This is a genomic window from Candidatus Thermoplasmatota archaeon, assembly GCA_018814355.1.
GTDB lineage: Archaea > Thermoplasmatota > Thermoplasmata > UBA10834 > UBA10834 > COMBO-56-21.
Genome location: JAHIZT010000094.1, coordinates 1 through 17,313 on the forward strand (window position 1 = coordinate 1; position 17,313 = coordinate 17,313).

General features: G+C 55.1%; 20 protein-coding genes and 1 tRNA gene. 12 read left to right on the forward strand and 9 right to left on the reverse strand.

Annotated elements, in window-relative coordinates:
- Positions 1-157: 157 nt before the first annotated feature.
- Entirely contained in the window at positions 158-385 is a 228-nt protein-coding gene (locus tag KJ653_06745; protein MBU0685525.1) for a hypothetical protein, read from the reverse strand.
- A 39-nt stretch (positions 386-424) separates the two neighbouring features.
- Here KJ653_06745 and mvk (KJ653_06750) point away from each other — a divergent pair, with 39 nt between their 5' ends.
- Positions 425-1,384: a mevalonate kinase gene (gene mvk, locus KJ653_06750; protein MBU0685526.1), complete on the forward strand. Its 960-nt coding sequence runs from the start codon at positions 425-427 to the stop codon at positions 1,382-1,384.
- A gap of 105 nt (positions 1,385-1,489) precedes the next feature.
- Here mvk (KJ653_06750) and KJ653_06755 read toward each other — a convergent pair whose 3' ends face one another.
- Positions 1,490-1,843 (reverse strand): zinc ribbon domain-containing protein, encoded by a 354-nt coding sequence (locus tag KJ653_06755; protein MBU0685527.1) that lies wholly within the window; start codon positions 1,841-1,843, stop codon positions 1,490-1,492.
- A 218-nt stretch (positions 1,844-2,061) separates the two neighbouring features.
- Here KJ653_06755 and KJ653_06760 point away from each other — a divergent pair, with 218 nt between their 5' ends.
- Positions 2,062-2,349, forward strand: coding sequence for a hypothetical protein (locus KJ653_06760; GenBank protein ID MBU0685528.1), 288 nt, complete (start codon positions 2,062-2,064; stop codon positions 2,347-2,349).
- The gene (locus KJ653_06765; GenBank protein MBU0685529.1) at positions 2,350-2,583 is read left to right on the forward strand and encodes a hypothetical protein; all 234 of its coding nucleotides are present in this window, start codon (positions 2,350-2,352) and stop codon (positions 2,581-2,583) included. It abuts the gene before it with no gap.
- 6 nt (positions 2,584-2,589) lie between these two features.
- On the opposite strand, the gene yjjX is transcribed toward KJ653_06765, so the two are convergent.
- From yjjX to mvk (KJ653_06780), 3 genes are read right to left on the reverse strand one after another with little or no spacing between them, the layout of a single operon-like run.
- A complete protein-coding gene (gene yjjX, locus KJ653_06770; protein MBU0685530.1) occupies positions 2,590-3,561 on the reverse strand; it encodes an inosine/xanthosine triphosphatase in 972 nt (323 codons plus the stop codon).
- Positions 3,562-3,566: 5 nt separating this feature from the next.
- The gene (locus tag KJ653_06775; GenBank protein ID MBU0685531.1) at positions 3,567-3,764 is read right to left on the reverse strand and encodes a DUF2116 family Zn-ribbon domain-containing protein; all 198 of its coding nucleotides are present in this window, start codon (positions 3,762-3,764) and stop codon (positions 3,567-3,569) included.
- Between the two features lie 50 nt (positions 3,765-3,814).
- The gene (mvk, locus tag KJ653_06780) at positions 3,815-4,741 is read right to left on the reverse strand and encodes a mevalonate kinase (GenBank protein MBU0685532.1); all 927 of its coding nucleotides are present in this window, start codon (positions 4,739-4,741) and stop codon (positions 3,815-3,817) included.
- Between the two features lie 135 nt (positions 4,742-4,876).
- Here mvk (KJ653_06780) and KJ653_06785 point away from each other — a divergent pair, with 135 nt between their 5' ends.
- The 3 genes from KJ653_06785 to KJ653_06795 are packed head-to-tail and all read left to right on the forward strand — an operon-like array spanning position 4,877 to position 7,474.
- Positions 4,877-6,151: a hydroxymethylglutaryl-CoA reductase, degradative gene (locus KJ653_06785; protein ID MBU0685533.1), complete on the forward strand. Its 1,275-nt coding sequence runs from the start codon at positions 4,877-4,879 to the stop codon at positions 6,149-6,151.
- Positions 6,152-6,203: 52 nt separating this feature from the next.
- Entirely contained in the window at positions 6,204-6,902 is a 699-nt protein-coding gene (locus KJ653_06790) for a phosphatidate cytidylyltransferase (protein ID MBU0685534.1), read from the forward strand.
- The gene (locus KJ653_06795) at positions 6,899-7,474 is read left to right on the forward strand and encodes a thymidylate kinase (GenBank protein MBU0685535.1); all 576 of its coding nucleotides are present in this window, start codon (positions 6,899-6,901) and stop codon (positions 7,472-7,474) included. The genes KJ653_06790 and KJ653_06795 overlap by 4 nt, the downstream gene beginning before the upstream one ends.
- Here the strand turns inward: KJ653_06795 and KJ653_06800 are convergent.
- On the reverse strand, positions 7,455-8,423 hold the full coding sequence (locus tag KJ653_06800; protein ID MBU0685536.1) for a cation diffusion facilitator family transporter: 969 nt from the start codon (positions 8,421-8,423) through the stop codon (positions 7,455-7,457). The two genes, KJ653_06795 and KJ653_06800, sit on opposite strands and share 20 nt — an antisense overlap.
- Before the next feature lie 84 nt (positions 8,424-8,507).
- Here KJ653_06800 and KJ653_06805 point away from each other — a divergent pair, with 84 nt between their 5' ends.
- The gene (locus KJ653_06805; protein ID MBU0685537.1) at positions 8,508-10,133 is read left to right on the forward strand and encodes a hypothetical protein; all 1,626 of its coding nucleotides are present in this window, start codon (positions 8,508-8,510) and stop codon (positions 10,131-10,133) included.
- Between the two features lie 15 nt (positions 10,134-10,148).
- Here the strand turns inward: KJ653_06805 and KJ653_06810 are convergent, their stop codons facing one another.
- Positions 10,149-10,637 (reverse strand): CBS domain-containing protein, encoded by a 489-nt coding sequence (locus KJ653_06810; GenBank protein ID MBU0685538.1) that lies wholly within the window; start codon positions 10,635-10,637, stop codon positions 10,149-10,151.
- Between the two features lie 92 nt (positions 10,638-10,729).
- On the opposite strand from KJ653_06810, the gene KJ653_06815 reads away from it, so the two are divergent.
- Genes KJ653_06815 through KJ653_06825 form a run of 3 tightly spaced genes read left to right on the forward strand, consistent with a single transcriptional unit; the run spans position 10,730 to position 13,807 of the window.
- The gene (locus tag KJ653_06815; protein ID MBU0685539.1) at positions 10,730-11,677 is read left to right on the forward strand and encodes a deoxyhypusine synthase; all 948 of its coding nucleotides are present in this window, start codon (positions 10,730-10,732) and stop codon (positions 11,675-11,677) included.
- Between the two features lie 47 nt (positions 11,678-11,724).
- Positions 11,725-12,792, forward strand: a complete 1,068-nt coding sequence (locus KJ653_06820) for a hypothetical protein (GenBank protein MBU0685540.1) — start codon at positions 11,725-11,727, stop codon at positions 12,790-12,792.
- A 7-nt stretch (positions 12,793-12,799) separates the two neighbouring features.
- Positions 12,800-13,807: an isocitrate/isopropylmalate dehydrogenase family protein gene (locus KJ653_06825; protein ID MBU0685541.1), complete on the forward strand. Its 1,008-nt coding sequence runs from the start codon at positions 12,800-12,802 to the stop codon at positions 13,805-13,807.
- A 5-nt stretch (positions 13,808-13,812) separates the two neighbouring features.
- Here KJ653_06825 and KJ653_06830 read toward each other — a convergent pair whose 3' ends face one another.
- Both KJ653_06830 and KJ653_06835 read right to left on the reverse strand, forming a co-directional pair.
- Positions 13,813-14,310 (reverse strand): hypothetical protein, encoded by a 498-nt coding sequence (locus KJ653_06830; protein ID MBU0685542.1) that lies wholly within the window; start codon positions 14,308-14,310, stop codon positions 13,813-13,815.
- Positions 14,311-14,416: 106 nt separating this feature from the next.
- Positions 14,417-14,504, reverse strand: a tRNA-Leu gene (locus KJ653_06835).
- Positions 14,505-14,726: 222 nt separating this feature from the next.
- Here KJ653_06835 and KJ653_06840 point away from each other — a divergent pair.
- Both KJ653_06840 and KJ653_06845 read left to right on the forward strand, forming a co-directional pair.
- Entirely contained in the window at positions 14,727-16,193 is a 1,467-nt protein-coding gene (locus KJ653_06840; protein MBU0685543.1) for a trimethylamine methyltransferase family protein, read from the forward strand.
- A gap of 77 nt (positions 16,194-16,270) precedes the next feature.
- Positions 16,271-17,215 carry a pyridoxal-phosphate dependent enzyme gene (locus KJ653_06845; GenBank protein ID MBU0685544.1) on the forward strand — a complete coding sequence of 315 codons (945 nt, stop codon included), beginning with the start codon at positions 16,271-16,273 and terminating at the stop codon, positions 17,213-17,215.
- Positions 17,216-17,313: the final 98 nt, after the last annotated feature.

Genomic DNA, 17,313 nt, shown 5'->3' on the forward strand with positions numbered 1-17,313 from the left:
GGGACGAAGTCACCATAGTGCGGCACAGACCGCGAATAGAGGCATGTCCGATAGCCCCAACGGATCCGTGAAGATGAAGGGATTTCAGAAGAAGATAGTCGATATCGAACAGGCATAGCGGGACATTTCAACATAGAGGTCTTTTCCGAGTCGAGGCTCAAACCCCTTCCTCTTCCCTACTTCGAACGTTTCTAGTCCGATCCGAAATCGAAGACAAGAAGCTTGGTTCCTCGTCGCTCAGATTGCACATCTCTGCAATAAGCTTCAGCCTCTCCTCTCTGGAGACCTTGTAGAATCCCTCTGTTCCCGAGTTGGAAACCATGAGAATGCCCCTGAATGCGCCCAACGATGGTCTTCCATCCGTTCTCAAGTCTTTTCCTGTCATTACGAAACGATAATATCCAGATTACTCGGTTCATGGGTCGTGGCAAAGGCATCCGCCCCAGGCAAGCTGATACTGTTCGGCGAGCACTTCGTCGTCTACGGACTTCCAGCGATCGCTACGGCGATCGAGGCCAGGACCGTTGCTAAGGTGAAGCAGGCCAGGAAATTCTCGCTCCAGGACAATAGGCCGGAGACGCCCGGATACAAGAAAGAGAAGCGTGACCAGCAGTCCGATTCTATCCAGAGGATTCTCAAGGTCATGGGACTCGAGGGGGAGAAGGTCAGCATCGAGCTCGGCGGTAATTTGATCGCCGCAAGCGGTGTCGGGGCATCCGGGGCGAGCTCCGCCGCTATCGCCGCCGCTCTCAACGAGGAGTTCAAACTCGGCAAAGGCATCGACGAGATCAACGATGTAGCGTACGAGGGAGAAAAAGGATACCACGGGGTGCCGAGCGGTATCGACAACTGCTGTTCCACCTACGGAGGGTTCATCCTTTTCAGGAAGGACCTCAAGACTGGGAAGGGCATCGTCAAGCAGCTGCACTCAAAGGCGATTTTGTCGATTGTCATCGGCAACACGGGCATCACCAGCAACACCACGGAGGTCGTCGAGGATGTCAAGAGGGAGAAGCAGAGAGATCCGGACAGGTTCAGTAGAATGCTTGACGACTATTCCATGATTATCAAGGAGGCGGAGAGCTCTTTGGACAATGGGGACTTGAGGAAGATCGGACTCCTTATGAACATGAACCATCTGCTTCTTGAGGAAATGGATGTCTCCTGTCCTGAACTGGAGGAGCTAGTCGATATCGCCTCCAATAGCGGAGCGCTGGGTGCGAAGCTCACCGGGACCGGGAGAGGTGGTCTGATGATCGCGCTGGTCAATAATGAAACTGAGGGTACGGTCGCATCTGCCATGGAGAAGGCGAGTTTCAGGTCAGAGATCACAAGGATAGGCGCAGGAGGTGTGAGGGTGGAACATGACGGTACAACCTGTTGATATCAAAGAGACTGTTCGTATCCTATGACGTTTTGTGCGGAAACCGCAAGTTGTTAGCCAGTAAGACGTGTTGGAAGGTCAATCAGGCCGAATTGACGGCTCGGCTCAAACCCCTTTCTTCTCCTTCTTCCGAGTCGGATTCGAGAACCAAAGTGCAAGCTCGGCCATGAAGAATCCGGCGACTCCATGCCATCCAAAGAACCACGCTAGGTTATAGAAGGAATGTGCAACGTACTGAATCTCGATACCCTTGTCGTTAAGGTAGTTCGCGGCGCGAAGGAAGCCAAAGCCGATGATAATGAGAAGCACGAAAATCAATATTATGATAAAAGCAGTCTCTTTGTCAAGGCGCCTCTGCAATTTGATGCCCGGCGCTTCACGCGGTTTGAATGGTGATCCACAATCGCCACAGAATCTCTTGTCATCGGGGTTCTCGGCTCCACAGTTCGCGCACTTCATCGTCAGTTCCTCTCCGTCCCTTCATCGCCCTTCCACCCCTATGGTCTTTTCCGATGGGACGCTCCAAGGTCAGGCACAAACCCCTACCCTTGTCTTGCCCTGTTCAGATGTTTCGGCTACCTTCACGCTCAGAAAAGCTAGGGAAAAGCGACGTTTCGTAAATGTTTATTTGCGCGCACGCGCATTGGAGTGCGCTCGCGAGAGCACGGGATGGGATCATGTGCAGATACAGCTATGTTAGCGGAGCTTGCGCGAACAAGCATGTCGACAGCCTGGAATGCATCGGCCAGGACAAGTGCGAATTCTCTGGAATGAATATCCTAGTGCTCAGAAAAGCCAAGGCTGCGGCCGAGGAGTGCGGGCACGAGAAATGGCTCGGTCTCTACTGCGAGAAGTATGCTAGGTTCTTCTGCCCCGGGAGAGAGCACTGCGTGACGCCAGAGTCATTTCAGAAGCAGCTGATCATTCATCAAGAGCGCATGATGAGGCTTGGAGAGGAGCCGTGAGTGCTCATGAAATGCAAACACCTGACCAAAGACAATCTGTGCACCGGCAAGTACTCGGGATACGCATGCATCAAGACGCAGTGCCCGTCGTTCAAAGATGCTCAAAAGTGCGAGCATCACGAGATGTCAGGGGACTACTGCAAGAGGTACGGTAGGTTCGGCTGCGTAGGCAAGGAGAGCTGCAACACGCTCTCAGAGTATCTCGAAGCGGTCGCGGAAGAGGAGCAGTCCTAGACTCCCTTAGTACATCTCCTTCCTTATCCGCGGGATCAGTGCCATCAACACTGCTATCTCCGTAAGGGAAGTTCTGTCGATCATTCCATCTGACAGATAGCCTATCGAGCCCATCTTGTGGCCTATTTCCTCGATCTCAGTTATCTCACTCATCTTGTCGCCGACCGTGCCGCCGTCCAGAACCGCCCGGACAACCTCGGGGGGATACTCGAAACCAGGACCGTGGCCGACCGTCATCTTGCCTGAGGAATCGACGACCGCACAGTACTGGATGTCCAGGTGTTTGTTCAGCAACCTGTTGTAGAACAGCCCCGCTTCCACCCCGACCCCGAAGTCCGCCTTTGTTTTCTCAAGCGCGTTCTTCGCTCTCTGGATTGACCCCTGGATCGTTCTTTCTTCCCGAGGCTGATTCTCTACGTTGTGCTCTGGCTCGACGCCTACGACCTCGATGAGGCCAAAGGCCTGCGTGAAAATGTTCCGGACCGCATCCAATTTCACCTTGTTAGTCGATCCGACTGCCACTTTGATGGGGCGAAGCAGCCTCCCATCCTTGTCTATTTCACCTTTGAGAATTCTCGATGAACTGATCACGATGGTATCGTCTGCCCTGACATCTTTGATGGCGAAGACCTTCAGCGGCTTCAGCCCGTTCCTCCGTCTCTGCTCATTGATGTCGTCCGCATGAGATCGCGTCTCGGGAGATACCACGATGGCATCTATGGTTTCCGAAGTAGCCGCTGTCCCCTTCATATCTGAGATCATGACGATGTTGAACGGCTTGCCATATCGTTCGAGGAACTTCATCAGGGTGGCCTTTCGCTGAAAGTATGGAGCAACAGGCACCGTCTTGATGCTCTTGGCGAACTCGTCCGAGGTGAGGCCGACCTCCACTGAATCGCCTATCGAGAAAGCGGTCTCAAAGAGAAGTTCGTGACCCTTGTGAATCACGTTGAATGTTCCGCCGATGCCGACCTTCATACTGTCTACCTCAGGAAGATGAGCGCCATGGTAACGATGAATACGCCGACCATCATCGCGTAGAAATAGAGCAGCTGGCTCTTCTTCGCCTTCATCTTGGCCTTGTGCTCAGCATCGCACTTCTCGTCGCAGAACTTGTCCTTGTAAGGGATAGCCTTGTCACAGTTTCGGCAGTGCCTGTGTTGAGCAATTCGCTCTACCAATCTTTCACCGCCAAGGTCAAGCGTGAGCAGGGATTTATCGTTTCCTCCTCCTATTTCTCTGGTCTGACGCCTTCGCAACCGACCTCTACAATGATCGGTTCCCCTCCGGCATCTAACAGAGCTTTGGCGACTGCCTCCGGATCGTCGGTCAGAGCGATCATGCAGCCTCCGCCGCCGGACCCGGTCAGCTTCGCACCGTACGAGGTTCCCTTGCATGCATCCACAAGTTTGTCCAAGGCAGGATGTCCGACACCAAGCCGGTTCAGTAGACCATGATTCTCATACATGAGCTTCCCCAACCTATTCTTGTCCCGGGCTTTGATCGCCTCTACACCTTCGAGCACAATCTCACCGATTCTGTCTACGACGTGCTTCGCCTCTTCGTCTGTATCCACTAGCTTCATGACCTTAGCCACTAGAGGGCCTGTCACCGCATGGATGCCTGTGTAGCCCACGACGAACTTCAAAGGAGGCACTTCGCAATGGTGGATGTTCCATACCCTCTCGTCTAGTTCGATACGCCATAGCAGTCCATCCATCCGCTCAGGTGACACGATCACTCCGTTGCCATGTGTGGATGTCGAAGTGTCAGTCGGCGACGCTCTTCCCTGAACCTTGCGCTCTGCCTCGAAGGCCTTCCTCGCTACCTTCTCAGGGTCCAGCTTCCCTTCTTCCATCATCATTGCCGCAACGCAGGATACGGTCACCGCTGCAGAAGAGCCCAACCCATAGCCAGATGGTATCTGAGATGATGTATCGAGGTTGATCGGTGGACCGCCCCATGCTTCGTCCAGTGCCGCCGAGATGTAACCATGATGCCGCTTCTTCATCGGGCGACCATTGACCGAGAACTCATGTGAGAGCGAGACTGTGGACGATATTCTCATGTCGATTGCCAGCGCGAGTGCAGGTTTCCCAAACACGACCGCATGCTCACCGAACAATATCATCTTGCCTGGGGCAGAGCATCTGGACATCTGGTCCCTTCAGTCGTCAATCCGAATATATCCTTTTGCATGCGGACCCGATATAGACGATGATTGTCGACATCCATGTGCAAAAGGATTAAGATTGAGCTATCTGGTTTGCCTGCCTAGTTGCCGGTGTGATCTATGGAGCGGAGTTCTAGGATCGAGGGGTTCTACAAGCTGAGCATGGCTGACAGATTGAAGGTCGTTAAGGAGTTCGCTGGCCTCACCGACGATGAGGCCATGGCTCTAGCAGGATTCGGAGGCCTCGACCCCTCAATTCCGGACAAGATGGTAGAGAATGCGATAGGGTCTTTTCAGCTGCCGCTTGGCATCGCGGTCAACTTCAGGATAAACAACAAGGACTACCTCGTTCCCATGGCGATCGAAGAGCCGTCAGTCGTAGCTGCGGCATCCAACGCGGCCAAGATGGCCAGGGAGCTTGGGGGATTCTGGACATCCAGCACTCCTCCCATCATGATTGGTCAGGTCCAGGTGACTGGCATTCGGGACCCGAGCAGGGTGACGCATATGATACTCGAGAAGAAGCGCGAGATACTCGAGATCGCCAACGAACAGGACCCGATGCTGGTCAAGCTCGGCGGTGGTGCGAAGGACCTCGAGGTGCGCATCGTCAACACCCTGAGGGGACCGAACGTCATAGTCCATCTTCTCGTTGATGTGAAGGACGCGATGGGCGCAAACGCCGTCAACACGATGGCTGAGGCTGTAGCGCCCTTCGTGGAACAGATATCGGGAGGCAAGGTGTATCTCAGGATCCTCTCCAATCTCGCGACGCACAGACTGGCGAGGGCGCGCGCTGTATGGTCCAAGGAAGCCATCGGAGGCGAAGAGGTCGTCGACGGGGTGATTGAGGCGTACGTGTTCGCCGAAGCGGATCCCTACAGATGCGCGACACACAACAAGGGCATCATGAATGGCATTGACTCGGTCATAATCGCGACTGGTAACGACTTCCGGGCAATCGAAGCAGGCGCTCATTCATATGCGGCGCGATCTGGTGTCTACAAGCCACTGACCACCTTTGAGAAGACCCCGGACGGAGATCTGATAGGCACGATCGAACTGCCTATGGCAGTCGGCTTGGTTGGAGGAGCAACCAAGGTCCATCCGACTGCAAAGGCATGCGTGAAGCTCTTGGGCGTAAAAAGTGCGCAGGAACTGGGCGAGATCGCCGCGGCTGTCGGCCTCGCTCAGAACCTGGCCGCATTGAGGGCGCTGGCTACAGTCGGAATACAAAGGGGCCACATGACCCTCCACGCGAAGAACATAGTCGCTAGTGTAGGCTGTCCTCCCGAGCTCGTGGATGAGGCGTGCAGGATCATCATAGCGGAGAAGAAGATACGAATGGACAGAGCTCAGGAAGTTGTCGAGGAACTGAAGCGAAAGAAGAGCTGACCCGTCCCACTCCCCAATCGGAAAAGTATATGCAGACATCAAGGATAATCTAATGGCCGTGAGTGCGCTGACTGAAGGGGACCTCCTTGGGCTTCTGGGCGTCTATGGATACGTCCTGGCGGTCGTGGTGATATCTTGGCTCCTGAGAGACAAGATGAGCAACGCTCGCAAGCTTGTTCACATTCTGACCGGAGGTATCGTCTTCTTCTGGTGGAACTTTGACTCTGCGGCTGTGATGGCAGGACTGGCGGCGCTTCCGTTCGTGCTACTGCTTCTCCTGGCGACCCCTAGGTCCCCCGTGGCGTTCCTGAGGAAGAGCCCGTTGGGTCAGAGGTCCTCTGAAGGGCATCCATATGGCCTCGTGTTCTATGCCATTTCCTGGACGATGATCGCATACCTGCTCTTCGATGACCTGTTCGCAGCATCGATTGCAATCGCTGCGATGTCCTTCGGGGACGGCATGGGCGAGCTCGTTGGGCGCAGATACGGCAAGATCCGCTACTTGCCCCACAGAACCCTCGAGGGCAGCCTCGCAGTCTTCTTGGCTACACTCGTAAGCACCCTCGTTATCAGCTGGTTCTACTTCGGCCTGATAGACTACTCTGGCGGGACACAGCCGAAGCTCCTCGTCCTCTTCGCGTTCGCTGTAGCCGGGCTCGTGGCATTTCTGGAAGCTGTGACGCCAGGAGCAGTTGACAACCTTGTCCTGCCACTTTTTGTGGCCGGCTGGCTCCACATGATGGGGGTATGAGCCTGAGGTTCATCGTGGTCGACGGACTCGACGGTTGCGGGAAGGACACTCACGCAGAGAGGATACGAAGGCACCTGGAGGCAGAAGGAGAGCGTGTGACGGTGATATCCCACCCTTCCCGGAGGCTGTTCGGAAGGCTGTCCAAGCGAGCACTGGAGGGTTCAGGCCCCGTCGCGAGGTCTTTCGCGACCTTGTTCTTCACTGCGGATGTGCTGATGTCAGTGAGTCAGTTGAAAAGACACCGCGAAGGCACTGTGATCTTCGTAAGATACCTCTTGGGTAGCGCCTATCTTCCAGAACGGTTCGCGCCAACTGGCTACAAGTTGTTCAGGAGGGTGCTCCCCTTTCCTGACCTTGCGCTCTTCATCGACATCGAACCGAAGATCGCAAAGCGCAGAATCTCCTTGAGAGGCCACAGGCACGAGATGTTCGAGACCGTGGAGAAGCTCTCGTCTGTGAGAAAGGTGGCTAAGTCGTTAGTTGCAGATGAGTGGGTCACCGTAGATAACAGCGAAGACGGCGAGAACCCCTTCAAGGAGACCGAACGGGTGCTCAACGAGCGCTTTGCCTAGGCTCGCAGTTAGATCCGCTCTGCCTGTCCTTGCCCCTTGACAATATACGGCCAGGAGGAGACATCCTGCACCTTTCGCAATTCGCGTCGCACGGTTCTATGTGGACGACTATTACTGTGTGAGGTAACGCCTTCTTGATGTCCTGTTCCAGCTTGTCCACGAGGTCATGGCCCTCCTTGATGCTGAGATTCCTGGGGACGATCATGTGCAGGTCGATCTGTCTCTCTGACCCCATCTTCCTAGCTCTCAGCTTATGGTAGTTCAGTATGTCGCCCTTGTGCTCGCTGATGATGCGCTCGATGAGCTTTATCTCCGCCTCGGGAAGGCTCTTGTCCACGAGGCCCTCGGCTGACCGTCTCGTTATGTCGAAAGCCGCATGGATTATGAACATCGCAACGAGCAATGCCACCGCAGGATCGAGAAGATGAATATCTGTGATCTGAATCAGGACCAAGGCAACGAATACTCCTGCAGAAGTCCAAACATCCGTTCTCAGGTGATATGCATCCGCCTCGAGGGCCAACGAATCGGTCCTCTTTGCCACCTCGGTCAGCTTTCGCGCGACAAGGAAGTTCACGACCGCAGATAAGCCCATTATCAACATACCAGCAGCGAGGAGCTCCACCTCGAAATCCCCGAATAGGCGCAAACCCGCTTCGTAGATGATAATGGCGGCCGCAACGAAGATGAGCGAGCCCTCAATCATCCCTGACAGGTTCTCGAACTTCCCGTGACCGTACCTGTGATCCTTGTCGGCCGGTTCCGCGGACTTCTTGACTGAGTACCTTGCGATCATTGCCGCTACCAAGTCTATGCCTGAGTGAATGGCCTCGGAAAGCACTGCAACTGAACCCATGAAGAATCCGACGATGAGCTTGAGAATGACCAGGGAGGTGTTTGAGTACACTGATAGCCTGGCTACCGCGATCTTCTCTTGAGCGGCGTCCATTGCCGGGTTCGATGAACACCCCAGTACTTAGGTTTTGTCGCATCACCAGCGGCTCTTACGCCAAATACGAAAGGATTATGGGACATGACTTTGATAGGGCGCATGTCTAGCGGAGAGATGCAAATGGTCCAGGATTCTGGTCACTTCTTGAACGAACTCCCAATCTGGAAACTCAAGATAGTCGCTGCGGAATACAAGATAGACGTTTCTGCCTGCAAATACAAACGAGATTTTGTTGAGAAGGTCAAGACCAAGAGACTGACTGAGGATCAGGTCAGGACAGCTCTTTCAAGGGCCAAGAATAAGCCGACTGAGATGCCAGCCCCTGACGAGGACGCCGCTGAGATTAAGGCGATCGGCGCCGACATCAAGGAGATATCTAACAAGCCTGTGGAACCGATGGAACTTCCGCAGGAGAACGAGAAGACTGTCGAGAGGCACATCGACGAGGCCCTGACCATGAAGCCGTCGTTCTTCGAAATCGATTCCACTACAGAGAGCGCGTTCAACAAGATGATCCTCGGAGATTTCGGCGAAGCCATCAGGATCAACAGGGAGGCTCGGATGATGTGCCTAGAGAGCTTCAGCGCGTTCCAGGTCTATTCAGCTGCCGTTTCAATCAGAGCAGCCGACGAGCTCTTGTCCAGGATACCGGACGGCAGAGGAAGACTCGATCCGACTCTGCGAACGGCTATCGCAGCTGCGAAACGGACCTTCATAACGGGTACACCCAGGCAGAGAGAGGAAGCGCTCGAGAACCTTGAGACACTCGCGGCAAAGACATATCAGGCGTTCATAAGAGAGAGCGGACAGGAGGAAGCAGAGCTGAGGGTGCTCCTTGCGGACTACGAGTCCTTCGGAACTAGGACTGAGGAGGCCAGAAAGTTCCTGACGATCGCTGAGAGCGCGAAACAGTCCTTCAACCTTGGAGAATACGCCAAGCACATCAGAGATGCCAGGACGAGGGCAGAAGAGGCAAAGGACTTCCGAGCGAAGGAGATAGAGAACGCGATTCCGCTCGTAAACGCCGCTGCCCAGGAGGCAAAGGAGATCGGAGTCGACACGGGGTCGGCAGAATCCGATCTTGGCGAGGCTAGGAAAGCGCTCGAACACGGCGCGTTCAAACGGGCAACGGACCTGCTTGCAGCGATTGAGCGGACAGTGGATGCTGCTCACCTCGAACAGATCAAGAGGCAGAAAGACCTGGAAACTAGACAGCTGGAAAAAGCGACGCTCACTGTGTCGAGCCGTGAACCAGAAGTCATGGAGGCCGCATCCTACGGTATGGACGTTCAGCAGCAGATCGGACACATCACTAATGCGAAGTATGCTCTGGAAAGGAAGGATGCTGTGAATGCTGTCAAATACGCACGCGTCCTGAAGGACGCCTCAGCAGAAATGGAGAAGGCGCTCGACAACAAGCGGATAGACGCAGGTGTTCTGAAACGTGTGCAGGACGTGAAATGCGGCAAGTGTGGCCATAAGACCCTCTACTCGTTCCCAAATGCCTCACAGAAATGTGTGGAGTGTGGGCACTCGTTCTCATTCGCTCCTCTGGCGGACGCAGCGGCCCCGGCACAGCCTCAGCAAACATCAGTGGTGGATGAGGCACCCTCGAAGAGAGTGTTGAAAGCCGCGACTCCAGAGACGATCCAGAAGGAGCCCGAGGAGAAGCTTACGGAGAAGAAGAAAAGATTCCTCAAGTGGTAGGGGCTTGATAGATCCCTACTTCGGCTTATCCTGAGCCTCTTCCTTGGCAAGACCCCTTATGACGTCCCCTCTGGTCACTATTCCCACCAAGAGGTTCTTCTCGACGACCGGGAGCCTGTTGATGGATCTCTGGACCATCTTGACAATTGCCTCATTGAGTTCCATGTCCGGTCCCACTGTCTCGACGGTCTTCGACATGACCTCTTTGACGGGCATGTGACCTATCTCCTCGTAGGCTCCAATAATCTCCCTCTGGGTTACCTCCTCCTGAAATGCGATTCCGATGGAGGAAATTGATGGGTAGATCAGCCTCATGTCCTTCCTCGTCGTCTTGATGGAACGCAGGACGTCCGCTTCGCTGAAGATGCCGACCAGTCTGGCTCCTTCGACGACAGGGACACCGGAGATGTTCTTCTCAGCGAGCAGCGCAGAAGCGTCCTTGACAAGCGTGTCAGGAGATATTGTCACGACCGGCGCGGTCATCACTTGCCTAACCTTTAACATTCTTACCTGATGAACATCAGCTGGAAAGCTATAAATGTTTTCGGCAGGTTGTTGCTACTGAATTCGGACTTCTAGGTGTTGATCAGATGCAGATGAAAATGAAGCCTATCACGGACATCGAAATCGAGGACAACATGACGGTCAAGGACCTCACTGCGCAGATGCTGGCCTCTGGAGGCTTTACAGCCAAGAAACTGGGAGTGGCGTGCGACATCGTGCGGAAGATGTTCCATGAGAAGCAGTGCACGATCTTCCTGTCATTCCCCGCTTGCATCATATCAACCGGCACGCGCGGCGTGATCCGAAAGCTCGTGGAGGACAAGCTCGTGGATGTCATAATCACAACCTGTGGAACTCTCGACCACGACCTCGCCAGGGTCTGGCGGAAGTACTACCACGGAGAGTTCCTCATGGACGATGCTGACCTGCACAGAAAGGGGATAAACAGGCTGGGCAACATACTCATTCCGAACGATAGCTATGGCATAGTACTAGAGCAGAAGATGCAGCCGATACTGTCGGAGTTGTACAAGAGCGGCAAGAAGACGCTCTCGAGCCGCCAGCTCGCATACGAGTTCGGCTCCAGGCTCACGGACAAGAAATCAATCCTCTATTGGGCTGCGAAGAATGATATCCCGATCTTCGTCCCAGGCATTACGGACGGGGCGTTCGGATCCCAACTCTGGCTGTTCAAACAGCAACATCCGGATTTCAATGTCGATGTGATGAAGGACGAGCAGGACATCTCGGATATCGTGTTCACGGCGAAGAAGACCGGGGCGATCATGCTATGTGGGGGCATATCCAAGCACCATGTGATATGGTGGAACCAATTCAGGGGAGGGCTCGAATACGCTGTGTACCTGACCACCGCTGAGGAGTGGGACGGGTCGTTGTCAGGTGCCAGGATTAGGGAGGCCGTAAGCTGGGGCAAGGTGAAGGAGAACGCCCAATATATCACCGTCGAGGGCGACGTCACCATCACCATGCCGATGATTGCCAGCGCAGTGATAGCAGAGGGAAGGCCGGGAAGACATTAATATTGCGAGAAAGAATACTCTATTACCTTCAACAGGCGGACGAACACATGACCCCTAAGGAAATAGGCCCCGAAATCCCATCGTCGCAGGACCTGGCCGCTTTTGCCAGGGAGTATTTCAAGGCTTACATGGACACTATCGAGGAGAAGAAGGCCCAAACCTATCCGAAATTCGCCCAGGAGGCTCCATACACAATCAGGTGCTTCCTGCTCCCGACAGGCTGCGTATGCATGATTTTCAACTCGTCGCAGGAGCTCAAGACAGACGGCGGAACCAAGGACTGGGACGAGGTTCAGGAGATCATCGTCAAAGGCGTGGATCATTTCGCTGGCTTCTTCCCGTTCGAAGGCCGTTCCCTTGGCGACTGGAACAAGAGGGGGAAGAAGGACGCCCTCCGTGATGTCCGTTTGATGGAGAAATCGGAGCTGGGCAAGAGCGGAGCTGAGCTGGAAGCCATCATCGAGAACATCACGAAGATGGTCAAGGCGAACCCGTGGCTGGGAAAGTCCGGGACCGAGATGGTCTCGACCCTTAGGGACATCGAAGGTAGGGTCAAAGGAGGCTTCCCGACGGTGGACGCCATTGCGACACTGCAGTCTATGAAGTCCTATAGCCCTGGCTCAGAGAGCGTAACGATCGAGTTCCCTGACAAGGAGCTCTTGGAAGAGATCTCCGAAGGCATGAAGAACATCGGGAATGTCGAGAACAAGATCGACATGATCGAGAACCGCATATTCGAGGTCGAGAAGATGGCTACCTCACCGGACTTCTCGAGCAAGGTCGACGACGTTCAGCAGCGGGTGGAGAGGCTTGAGAAGCAGCTCGAGAAGATCTCCAACATCCTGACCATGCTGAACACGAAAGTGGAGACATACTTCTCAAAATCCGCGGAGAAGGAGCGCCAGGCGGACCTTGAGAAGCGCATCGAAGAGCACACGACTAAGGCGCTATCGCACGAGTCCAAGATCTCCGCGCTTGAGAAGGAGGCCGAGGGCCTCGTGGAAGGGATGCGCGTTATGACGGCGAAGATGGAGAAGGACATCCACGACAGCAGAAAGAGGATAGCCCGGATGGAGAAGCACTTCGTCGACTTCGCAAAGCTCGTTCAAGAGTAGTCCCCACATGAAGAGCATATGCGTTCTCCCTGGAGACGGCATCGGTCCTGAGGTCATCGATTCTGCCGTGGACGTTTTGGAGAAAGCTACGGATCAGCTTGAGTTCGTCCGTGCAGACATAGGCAAAGCCGCCTTCGAGAAGCACAGGAGCTACTTGCCGGATGAGACCTTCGACCTCATGAAATCCAGCGACAGCTGCTTGTTCGGGGCTGTTACTTCATCGGACAAGCCGGATCATCAGTCCCCCGTTCTGAGATTCAGGAAGGAGCTGGACCTCTACGCCAACCTGAGGCCCGTCAGAACCCTCGTCGACGTCCCCAACTGGCCATCAATCGACATCGTGCTAATCCGCGAGAACTCCGAGGGAATGTACACGCAGGACGAGGTGTTCGATGACGGGGGGGTGACCACGAGACGGAGGGTCACAAGGCGTGCTTCCGAAAGGATCGTCGGTTTCGCGATAGAGTACGCGAGGCTGAACGGCAGACAGAAGATCACTTGCGTGCACAAGTCGAACGTTCTGAGAGCATCCGATGGCCTATTCCTTGGCGTTTTCAGAGAGCTCATGGACAGCAGGGGCGCAGGACTCAAGGCTGAGGAGCAGCTCGTGGATTCGGCTGCCATGAAGTTGGTAGTCGAACCCAGGGTGTTCGATGTCATAGTCACGCTCAATCTGTACGGTGACATCCTCTCGGATGTGGCAGCCGGTGTCGCCGGAGGACTCGGGTTCGCACCTTCAGGGAACATAGGGCCGAAGCATTCCGTGTTCGAACCTGCCCATGGTTCCGCACCTGACATCGCTGGCAAAGGCATAGCGAATCCTACGGCTGCAATCCTGGCGGGCGCCATGATGCTCAGACATCTGGGCCTTGCACGACCCGCAAGCGATGTCGAGAAAGCCGTCGCGGAGGTGTATTCCACAGGTCATCTGACGATGGACATCGGTGGACGCCACGGATCGAGATCATTCACAGAACACGTGATAAGGATCCTTGCGGGCGCGAAGCACCAGTGAGCGGCTCAAACGGCTGATGGGCGGACAATACCTTTCAGCCAACCGAGCTCGACACTCAAGTACTGGGAGAACGTGCCCGCGGCATACGATTGGAGGTACTTGCCGTAGCGGATGGTCACCAGTCCAATGCCAGCTATTGCAAGCAGCATTGCCTCAAGCGTCGAGAAGTTCCCCAAGAAGTTCTCCTCGACGAAGTCCATGGATATGTGCACGCCCCAGAAAAGGAGAGGGATCATGAGGCGAGACGCCACCGAGATTGGACCGACCACGGCAACCGCAACGGGATTGTGCAACAGAGACTTCCATTGGCCACCCGCGTGCGTCAACGAGTCGAAATCGAGCACCGCCCGGATGCCATGGACCTTCGCGTAACCCTTGAGCCCGATCAGGTGGTCGAGGTCGATGAACACGCCGAACAGAAGAGCAACGAATGCGTCGTTCCTGTCAAGAGTCAGGAGTTCGATGAGAAGAAGGCTGACGACCAGGTGTGTGATTGCGATCATTAGTCACCAATGTGATTCGTCTGCTTTGACATGATGTGTGTGGTTGTTGTATTTTAGTTTTGTGGCAACTCCGATAACAAACTCCGACAGAAGATTGATGGAAAAATGGTGCGGGGGCTGAGATTTGAACTCAAGGACTCCTGCGAGACCAGACCCTCAATCTGGCGCCGTTGACCGAGCTTGGCTACCCCCGCGTTGCGGTCTGGATGTCGGTTCATATGTGTTTCTTGATTAAAGCCTTTCGGGGTGCGGGTCGGCGCGTTGCACGCGCCTTTCGAGGGAACGAACGCAACCCTACATGAGCTCGGAGAACTACCTCGTTTCAGCACCGAATCCCACTACCTAAATACTTGATATCAATACTGGAACAAGCTTCAATGAATGAGTGGACTCCGGAAGCAAAGGGGAGCGGAGAAATGATTGGATTCCCTAAGGGAAAGGTCGCGTTCAAGATGTTCCAGAAGAACGATCTGGAATCACTGCACTGGGGAACGCTAGATGTACTTGAGAACGCGGGCATCAAGGTCTTCAGCAAGGAATGTCTGAAGCTTCTAGAGGATGCTGGATCGTCGGTCGACTACAAGACAAGCTGCGCCAAGATCCCGGGCAACCTGGTGGAAGAGGCAATTCACAAGGCGAAGAAGAACATCACGCTCTACGCCCGGAACCCGAAGAACGACGTCGTTCTCGATGGAAGAAGGGTATTCTGCACGACAGATGGCAACGGCACGAGCGTGATGGACTTCAACACGGGAAAGAGGCGCATGTCGACGAGCGAAGACCTGGCGATGGTTGGCAAGGTTGCCAACGCGCTAGACTCGGCGCACATATTCTGGCCATGCATAAGCTGCCAGGACATCCCGGATCACCTCAGGCACGTTGTCGATCTCAAGGTCGCGCTCTCAAGCATCGAGAAGCACGTCCAAGTGGAGACAACGAGCCACAGGCGAGAGGCCGGGTGGCTAGTAGAGATAGGCGCTGCGCTTGCAGGGGACGAGAAGGCGCTCAGGAAGAGGCCGATATTCTCCTCGATGCACTGTCCGTTCTCGCCTCTGCAGCTCGATGGAGGATCGACTGAAGGAGCACTCGTTCTCGCCAAAGCCGGTGTGCCCATATCGTTCTACGGCATGCCTCAGGCGGGCATCACTGGACCGGTAACGCTGGCAGGTTCTATCATTGTGAACAACGCTGAGGTTCTCGCAGGTCTGACGATGGCACAGCTCGCAGCGCCCGGATCACCGTTCATGTACGGGACAGGTGGAGCCGCCTTCGACATGAGAACGATGACATGGGCAGGCGGCGGTCCGGAGAGGGCGTTAATCTCTGCGGGTGCCGGAGAGCTCTCGCACCACTACGGATTCCCCATACTCTGCGGCGGGATGGTCACCTCCGCGAAGTTGCCAGGACCACAGGCATGTTACGAGAAGATGTCCAGCGGATTGCCACAGTTCTACGCGGGCTGCGATATGATCGCCGGGCTTGGTCTGCTCGATGACGTCACCATGCTGTCCTACGAACAGATGGTGATCGATGATGAGATGGCGAAGATAATGGCCAGGCTCGCCTACGGTGTAACGGTCGACGACGACCACATGGCAGTTGACGTAATCAAGAGGGTGGGCCCGGGAGGCAGCTTCCTGGCGGACAGGCACACTATGCAGTGGCTGAGCAAGGAGCATTTCCTCACGGACATCACGGACAGACGCACCGGCGAGGCCTGGGAAGCCGATGGCAAGAAGAGCGTGGTGGACCGTGCCCGCGTCAAGGCGGCGAGGATAATGAAAGAGCACGTGGTCGCACCAGTGCCATCAGAGGTCGCGAAGGAGTTTGAATCAATCGTCAAGGCCGCTGATAAGGACATAAAGACCAACGGGCTCGACTAGAAAGACCCGAAAGCTATGTGCAGACGACCCGATGAGGGCCGCCTGCGGCCGACAATATCAACGAGTGTGGATAGAACTTGATCCCTCTAGAGCTCATAAGAGAATTTGAGAAGCAGATGAAGGCACTCAGGATAGGGGGCACCTCGCTCGTCCGCGCCCAGAAACTTGAGAAGAAGCTGGGGATCAGAAGGCTGCATCTGAAGCTCGAGGGCGAGAACCCCTCAGGAACTCACAAGGATAGGATTGCTCTCCTCTATACCATAGATGCGCGGATGAAGGACAAGGACACTCTGGTGGCAGCAAGTTGCGGCAACTTCGGTGCAGCACTTGCGCACATGGCCGAGAAGCTCAACATGAAGGCGCGCGTCTACATACCGAAGGACTTCGCGGCGCCCCGAAAGGCCGAGATCGAGTCAAAGGGCGGCAAGATCGTCTTGGTCGATGGAGACTACGAGGCGTCGATCAGAAAAGCGGCTGAGGAGTCCGCTAGGAACGGATGGTACAACGCGAACCCTGGCGGAGTGAACAAGGAGATCGGCATGTACGGCTACACCTTCATCGCCAAAGAGATCGCGCAGTCCCTTGGAAGGTCGCCGGACTGGATATCTGTCCCTGTCGGCAACGGGGAACTGATAAGCGGCATGTGGCAGGGGTTCAGGTCGATGGGCATGAAGCCGCGGATGCTCGGCTACTCGAACAACAACGCGATTGTCCATGGCCTCGCAAAGGGAGCGAAAGCGAAGGTCGATGTGCCGACCCTTGAGGTGACGGAAGTGAACGAGCCTCTCTGCGGGAACTATGTCACGGACCCCGAGGAGGCCCTTGCCGCTATCCTTGATTCGAACGGCATCGGTGTCGAGATTCCGGACTCCGAGCTCGTCAAGGCGGCCACGCTGATAATGCAGGAGGAGAGCCTCGACATCCTGCCCGCGTCCGCAGGAGCCGTGACGGCCATAACCAAGCTCGATTCGAGGAACCATGTTTTCGTGGCGGTGCTCACGGGTCGGGGCCATTTCGCCTAAGCCAGTGCATTGTACATTTGTGTGCATGGGCATTCAATGCTTGCTTCCACGGCCAAGATTTTAATATTGGCTGGACCATTGCGAACTCTGATGCTAGA